This window comes from Streptomyces megasporus, from assembly GCF_000718985.1.
GTDB classification, from domain to species: domain Bacteria; phylum Actinomycetota; class Actinomycetes; order Streptomycetales; family Streptomycetaceae; genus Streptomyces; species Streptomyces megasporus.
This window is the reverse complement of sequence record NZ_JODL01000004.1, coordinates 291,018-297,644: the sequence shown is the minus strand read 5'-3', so window position 1 is coordinate 297,644 and position 6,627 is coordinate 291,018. Positions and strand designations below refer to the sequence as shown.

Sequence of the window (6,627 nt, the reverse complement as noted above, 5' to 3'; positions counted from 1 at the left end):
CCGGTTACATTCCGAACCCGGAAGCTAAGCTCTTCAGCGCCGATGGTACTGCACGGGGGACCGTGTGGGAGAGTAGGACGCCGCCGAACGATTTGTTGTTGAGGCCCCGTCGGGCAGGTTCCGACGGGGCCTCTTCACGTTTTCGGGCCTTTGTTTCGGTTTGCCGGTCCGGCTCGTTCCCGGACCCCCTTTCAGCCGCCGAGCCACGCTGGGGGTATCGTCAGGAGGCATCGTTGGTACGGACTCACAGGAGGTCCAGGGTGGAGGCCCAGGAGACGCGCGTCCAAACGGACCGCGTCCTCACCATCCCCAACATCCTCAGCATGGCGCGGCTCGTCGGCGTACCGGTCTTCCTGTGGCTGATCCTCTGGCCGGAGTTCGGCGGACCCAACGCCGACGGCTGGGCGCTGCTGGTGCTGGCGTTCAGCGGCATCAGCGACTACCTCGACGGTAAACTCGCTCGACGCTGGAATCAGATCAGCAGTCTCGGCCGCATCCTGGACCCGGCCGCCGACCGGCTGTACATCCTCTCCACCCTCGTCGGGCTGACGTGGCGCGGCATCCTGCCGCTCTGGCTGACCGGGCTGCTCCTGGCGCGCGAGCTCATGTTGCTGGTCGCGATCTGGATCCTCGATCGGCATGGTTACGCGCCCCCGCAGGTCAACTTCCTCGGGAAAGCCGCCACGTTCAACCTGATGTACGCCTTCCCGTTGCTGCTGCTCAGTGACGGAGAAGGATGGATTCCGTCACTCGCTGCTATTTTCGGATGGGCGTTCGCCGGCTGGGGTACAACTCTGTACTGGTGGGCAGGAATCCTCTACGTGGTCCAAGTCCGCCGTCTGGTCAAGGTGGACGCAACTGCCGGCTAGGCCCTGACTCTCTTCCTTCGGCTGTGGATCGGGTAACCCCTCAGAGAACCACGGGTCTCCCCGACAGGGCATGGTCGGCATGATTGCCGTCTCTTCAAGGAGGACGCTTCCGACATGAAGGCCGTCGTAATGGCCGGTGGCGAGGGCACCCGCCTTCGCCCTATGACCGCGAGTATGCCCAAGCCGCTGCTGCCGGTGGCCAACAGGCCCATCATGGAGCACGTGCTCAGGCTGCTCAAGCGGCATGGTCTCACCGAGACCGTGGTGACCGTACAGTTCCTGGCCTCACTGGTCAAGAACTATTTCGGTGATGGCGAGGAGCTCGGTATGGAGCTCACCTACGCCAATGAGGAAAAGCCGCTCGGTACCGCCGGTAGCGTCAAAAACGCGGAGGAAGCCCTCAAGGACGACTCGTTCCTCGTCATCTCCGGCGACGCGCTCACCGACTTCGACTTGACAGAACTCATCAATTTCCACCGCCAGCGCGGTGCGATGGTGACCGTGTGCCTCACTCGGGTGCCGAACCCATTGGAGTTCGGCATCACCATCGTCGACGACGACGGAAAGGTCGAACGCTTCCTGGAGAAGCCGACCTGGGGCCAGGTGTTCTCCGACACCGTCAACACCGGCATCTACGTCATGGAGCCGGAGGTCTTCGACTACGTCGAACCCGACGTCCCCGTCGACTGGTCGGGGGACGTCTTCCCGCGGCTCATGAAGGAAGGCAAGCCGATCTACGGCTATGTCGCGGAGGGCTACTGGGAGGACGTCGGCACCCACGAGAGCTATGTGAAGGCCCAGGCCGACGTCCTGGAGGGGAAGGTCGACGTCGACCTCGACGGCTTCGAGATCTCCCCGGGCGTCTGGATCGCCGAGGGGGCGGAGGTCCACCCGGACGCCGTGCTGAGGGGACCGCTGTACATCGGCGACTACGCCAAGGTGGAGGCCGGCGCGGAGCTCCGCGAGCACACGGTCATCGGCTCCAACGTGGTCGTCAAGAGCGGGGCCTTCCTCCACAAGACGGTGGTCCACGACAACGTCTACATCGGCCCGCAGTCCAACCTCCGCGGCTGCGTCATCGGCAAGAACACCGACGTGATGCGTGCCGCCCGGATCGAGGACGGGGCGGTCATCGGTGACGAGTGCCTGGTCGGTGAAGAGTCCATCGTCCAGGGCAACGTCCGCGTCTACCCCTTCAAGACCGTCGAGGCGGGCGCGTTCGTCAACACCTCCGTCATCTGGGAGTCGCGCGGTCAGGCCCACCTGTTCGGCGCCCGTGGCGTCTCCGGCATCCTCAACGTGGAGATCACGCCGGAACTGGCCGTACGGCTCGCCGGCGCCTATGCCACGACCTTGAAGAAGGGCGCGACGGTCACCACCGCCCGTGACCACTCCCGAGGCGCGCGCGCCCTCAAGCGCGCGGTGATCTCGGCCCTCCAGGCGAGCGCCATCGACGTGCGCGACCTGGAGAACGTGCCGCTGCCCGTGGCGCGGCAACAGACCGCGCGGGGCAGCGCGGGCGGCATCATGATCCGCACCACCCCGGGCATCCCCGACTCCGTCGACATCATGTTCTTCGACGAGAGGGGCGCCGACCTCTCCCAGGCGGGTCAGCGCAAGCTCGACCGTGTCTACGCCCGCCAGGAGTACCGCCGGGCGTTCCCCGGCGAGATCGGAGACCTGAGCTTCCCGGCGAGCGTGTTCGACTCCTACACGGGAACGCTGTTGCGAGCGGTGGACACCACCGGTGTCGCCGAGTCCGGTCTCAAGGTCGTCGTGGACGCCTCCAACGGCAGCGCCGGGCTCGTACTGCCCAGTCTGCTCGGTCGGCTCGGTGTCGACTCGCTGACCATCAACCCCGGTCTCGACGAGTCGCGGCCCACCGAGACCGCGGACACCCGTCACGCCGGACTGGTGCGACTGGGGGAGATCGTCGCCTCGGCCCGGGCGGCCTTCGGGGTCCGGTTCGACCCGGTGGGCGAGAAGATCTCCCTGGTCGACGAGCGGGGCAGGATCATCGAGGACCAGCGGGCGCTGCTGGTGATGCTCGACCTGATCGCCGCCGAACGGCGCAGCGGGAAGGTCGCCCTGCCGGTGACCACGACCCGTATCGCCGAGCAGGTGGCCGCTTACCACGGCACCCAGGTCGAGTGGACCACGACCTCGCCCGACGACCTCACCAGGGTCGGGCGCGACGACGCCACGATCTTCGGCGGTGACGGCCGCGGCGGGTTCATCGTGCCGGAGTTCAGCAGTGTCTTCGACGGCACGGCGGCCTTCGTGCGGCTGCTCGGGCTCGTGGCCCGGACCCAGCTCACGCTGAGCCAGATCGACGCCCGCATCCCGCAGGCCCACGTGCTCCGTCGTGACCTGGCCACGCCCTGGGCGGTCAAGGGCATGGTCATGCGGAGGGTTGTGGAGGCCGCGGGGGACCGTTACGTCGACACGACCGACGGGGTGCGCGTGGTGGAGTCCGACGGCCGGTGGATCATGGTGCTGCCGGACCCGGCCGAGGCGGTCACACACCTGTGGGCGGAGGGGCCCGACGACGCCTCCGCGCAGGCGTTGCTCGACGAGTGGTCGGCGGTGGTCGACAGCGCCGGACGCTGACGCCCGAGCCCGACGGGGCCCCGGAAGTCGCCGTGAGCCGGCGCTCCGGAGGCCCCGTTCGGCGGTACGGGGCCGGACGTGCGACGATGTGCGGCATGTCGCAGCAGCACCCCGTACGGAGCACCCCCTCACGGCCTGCGCGACCCGATGCCTCCATGTCGCTCCTGACCAATGTGATGGAGCACAGCCTCGACGACGGCTACGCGGAAGCCGCGGCCCGTCGGGGCGCCGAGGGCCGGTCCGGGCTTCCCCGCACGCTGCGGGCCAAGCTCGGGCTGGCCGCCGGTCTCGTCCTCGCGGCGCTGGTGGTCACGCTCGGCGCCGCCCAGGCGCGTTACGAGGCGCCCACGGACGCCAGGGAGCGACAGGAGCTGATCGACCGGATCGAGGACGGCAGCCGGGACGCCGACGACCTGCAGAGGAACGTGGACGATCTCCGCGAGGAAGTCGCGGCGATGCAGCGCAAGGCACTGCAGGAGCACGGCGGCGACCGGAGCGAGCTGGTCGCCCTGTTGGCCGGAGCCGTGCCGGTCGAGGGTCCGGGGATCAAGCTGGTCGTCGACGATGCCGAGGACGCCGGACAGAGCGGGGCCAGCGGGCCGCGTCAGAGCACCAGCTTCGCCGACACCGGACGGGTGCGGGACAGGGACCTGCAGCGCGTCGTCAACGGGCTCTGGGAGTCGGGGGCCGAGGCGATCTCGGTCAACGGCCAGCGCCTGACGGCCCTGTCCGCCATCCGCGCCGCCGGCGACGCCATACTCGTCGACAACAAGCCGCTGGTCCCGCCGTACACGCTGCTCGCGATCGGCGACGGGGAGCGGCTGAGCGGCGAGTTCCAGAACAGCAGCGACGGCCGGTACCTGGACGTGCTGCAGGACGACTACGGCATCCGCACCAGGATCTCCGTGCAGGACAGGGTGCGGCTGCCGGCCGCCCCCAGCCTGACCGTTCGCACAGCCGAGCCCGTGAAGACAGGAGAGGGCAGTACATCGTGATCGCCGTTTTGGGTCTCATCGTGGGAGTCGTGGCCGGGCTCGTGGTCCGTCCCGTGGTGCCGACGGTCGTCGAGCCCTACCTGCCGATCGCCGTCGTGGCCGCGTTGGACGCGGTGTTCGGCGGTCTGCGTGCGATGCTGGACGGCATCTTCGACGACAAGGTCTTCGTCGTGTCGTTCCTGTCCAACGTGGTGGTGGCCGCCCTGATCGTCTTCCTCGGCGACAAGCTGGGTGTCGGCGCGCAACTGTCGACCGGTGTCGTGGTGGTGCTGGGTATCCGTATCTTCTCCAATGCCGCCGCCATCCGGCGGCACGTGTTCCGGGCGTGAGTGGACGATGAGCGACGACAGGTCACCGGGCGAAGGCCCGGAAGAGAAGCCGGAGAAGGCCACGGGGGCGGAGGAGCCCGAGAAGGGCGGTGCGGAGGAGCCCACGGGGGACGGCCCCGCCGGGTCGCCGGTCCCGCCCGAGGCGCGGCCGGAGCCGACCGGACGCGAGCGGCTGATCCGCGGCCTGTGGCCGCCGAGGGTGAACCGCAACCAACTCACCGTGGCGCTGCTGCTGTTCGTCCTGGGGCTGGGGCTCGCCATCCAGGTCCGCTCCACCAGCGAGAACAGCCCGCTGCGCGGCGCGCGGCAGGAGGACCTGGTGCGGATTCTCGACGAGTTGGACAGCCGCACCGAACGGTTGGAAGAGGAGAAGAGGAAGCTGGAGAACCAGCGCTCGGAGTTGGAGAACAGCTCCAACCAGGCGGAGGAGGCTCGCCGCCAGACCCAGGAACGGGCACGGCAGTTGGGGGTGCTGGCGGGTACGGTGGCGGCTCAGGGACCGGGTATCCGGATGACGGTGAGCGATCCGGTGGACGCGGTGGAGGCGCACATGCTGTTGGACGCCATTCAGGAGTTGCGGGCGGCGGGTGCGGAGGCCATCGAGGTCAACGACGTGCGGGTGGTGACGAGCACCCACTTCACGGACGACGACGGCGACATCAGGATCGACGGACGCAAGGTGTCGGCGCCCTACCGCTTCGAGGTCATCGGTAAACCACAGGACATCGAGCCCGCGCTCAACATCCCGGGCGGTGTCGTCCAGACTCTGGAGAAGGAGCAGGCCACCGTGTCCATAACCCGTTCAGAGAAGATCGTCGTGGATGCCTTGCGATCGGAGAAGCGGCCTGACTACGCTCAGTCGTCATCACAGTGAGTCGATGCGGGAGAAACCGGGGGGTCGGCGGGCTTGCCGGCCGACGAGTAGGGGAAACTGTCCGAAGGCCGGGGATGTTGTGAGGATGTCCGCTACGGCCACTGTGAGCATCGAGGGTCTGTCCTGCCCCACGGGCGGGTCTGTTTCGTGCGAGGGGAATCGCCCGTGAGTTTTCTTGGAAAGTTGTTCGGCAAGCGTCAGGACGCCGGAGAGGGCGCGCGGCACCGCGCGCCGCGAGGCGGGGAGCCTGCCGAGAACACGCAGCGTCCGCTCTTCCGGGACGAGGTCGCTCCCGGTAACGGCGGCGATTCGAGTGGTCACGGCTCCGGTGCCGTGGACCGGGGCGCGTCCGGCCGCATAGGTTCCGAGGCGCCGTCAACTTCGGGCGGAAGCGGAGGTACCGATCCGTCGGTCTGCTCGAGGTGCGGGAACCGCGTCGCCGAGACGAGCCGGTTCTGTTCCAACTGCGGTGCGCCGCTGCACGGCGGCACCCCCGCGCCGGAGCGCTCCTCGGAGACGACCTCCACCATCTCGATCTCGGGCCTGGAGGCCTACGAGGCCGAGATGACGGGGCAGACGGCCCCGCCGCTGTCGCCCGAGGCGCAGGCGGCCGTGGACGCCCTGCCGATGGGCTCGGCGCTGTTGGTGGTGCGCCGGGGGCCGAACTCCGGCAGCCGCTTCCTGTTGGACAGCGAGCTGACGACGGCGGGGCGGCACCCCCAGAGCGACATCTTCCTCGACGACGTGACCGTCTCCCGGAGCCACGTGGAGTTCCGGCGTGGCCCGGACGGCCGGTTCACCGTCGCCGATGTCGGAAGCCTCAACGGCACGTACGTCAACCGCGAACGGATCGACTCGGTCCTGCTCAACAACGGCGACGAGGTCCAGATCGGCAAGTACCGGCTGGTCTTCTTCGCGAGCAAGAGGACCGTCTGATCCACCGACCGCCC

The 6,627-nt window shown here is 68.4% G+C and carries 6 protein-coding genes and 1 rRNA gene; all 7 read left to right on the top strand.

Annotation, left to right across the window (positions count from 1 at the left end; all coding sequences use genetic code 11):
- Positions 1-89: ribosomal RNA gene (gene rrf / locus IF47_RS28580) — 5S ribosomal RNA — on the top strand; the annotation flags it as partial.
- 171 nt (positions 90-260) lie between these two features.
- A complete protein-coding gene (gene clsA, locus IF47_RS0106080; protein WP_031507221.1) occupies positions 261-869 on the top strand; it encodes a cardiolipin synthase ClsA in 609 nt (202 codons plus the stop codon).
- A 114-nt stretch (positions 870-983) separates the two neighbouring features.
- A complete protein-coding gene (locus IF47_RS0106075) occupies positions 984-3,479 on the top strand; it encodes a mannose-1-phosphate guanyltransferase (protein WP_031507219.1) in 2,496 nt (831 codons plus the stop codon).
- An 86-nt stretch (positions 3,480-3,565) separates the two neighbouring features.
- On the top strand, positions 3,566-4,474 hold the full coding sequence (locus IF47_RS0106070) for a DUF881 domain-containing protein (protein WP_106982493.1): 909 nt from the start codon (positions 3,566-3,568) through the stop codon (positions 4,472-4,474).
- Positions 4,471-4,803 carry a small basic family protein gene (locus IF47_RS0106065; RefSeq protein ID WP_027750352.1) on the top strand — a complete coding sequence of 111 codons (333 nt, stop codon included), beginning with the start codon at positions 4,471-4,473 and terminating at the stop codon, positions 4,801-4,803. The genes IF47_RS0106070 and IF47_RS0106065 overlap by 4 nt, the downstream gene beginning before the upstream one ends.
- 7 nt (positions 4,804-4,810) lie before the next feature.
- A complete protein-coding gene (locus tag IF47_RS0106060) occupies positions 4,811-5,677 on the top strand; it encodes a DUF881 domain-containing protein (RefSeq protein ID WP_031507217.1) in 867 nt (288 codons plus the stop codon).
- Positions 5,678-5,734: 57 nt separating this feature from the next.
- Entirely contained in the window at positions 5,735-6,613 is an 879-nt protein-coding gene (locus IF47_RS0106055) for an FHA domain-containing protein (RefSeq protein WP_245641015.1), read from the top strand.
- The last annotated feature ends 14 nt before the right edge of the window (positions 6,614-6,627 follow it).

Excerpts from the sequence above, each read along its gene's own strand:
- IF47_RS0106070 (WP_106982493.1), top strand. The coding sequence starts at position 3,566 with ATGTGCGGCATGTCGCAGCAGCACCCCGTACGGAGCACCCCCTCACGG.
- IF47_RS0106075 (WP_031507219.1), top strand. The coding sequence starts at position 984 with ATGAAGGCCGTCGTAATGGCCGGTGGCGAGGGCACCCGCCTTCGCCCT.
- IF47_RS0106060 (WP_031507217.1), top strand. The coding sequence starts at position 4,811 with ATGAGCGACGACAGGTCACCGGGCGAAGGCCCGGAAGAGAAGCCGGAG.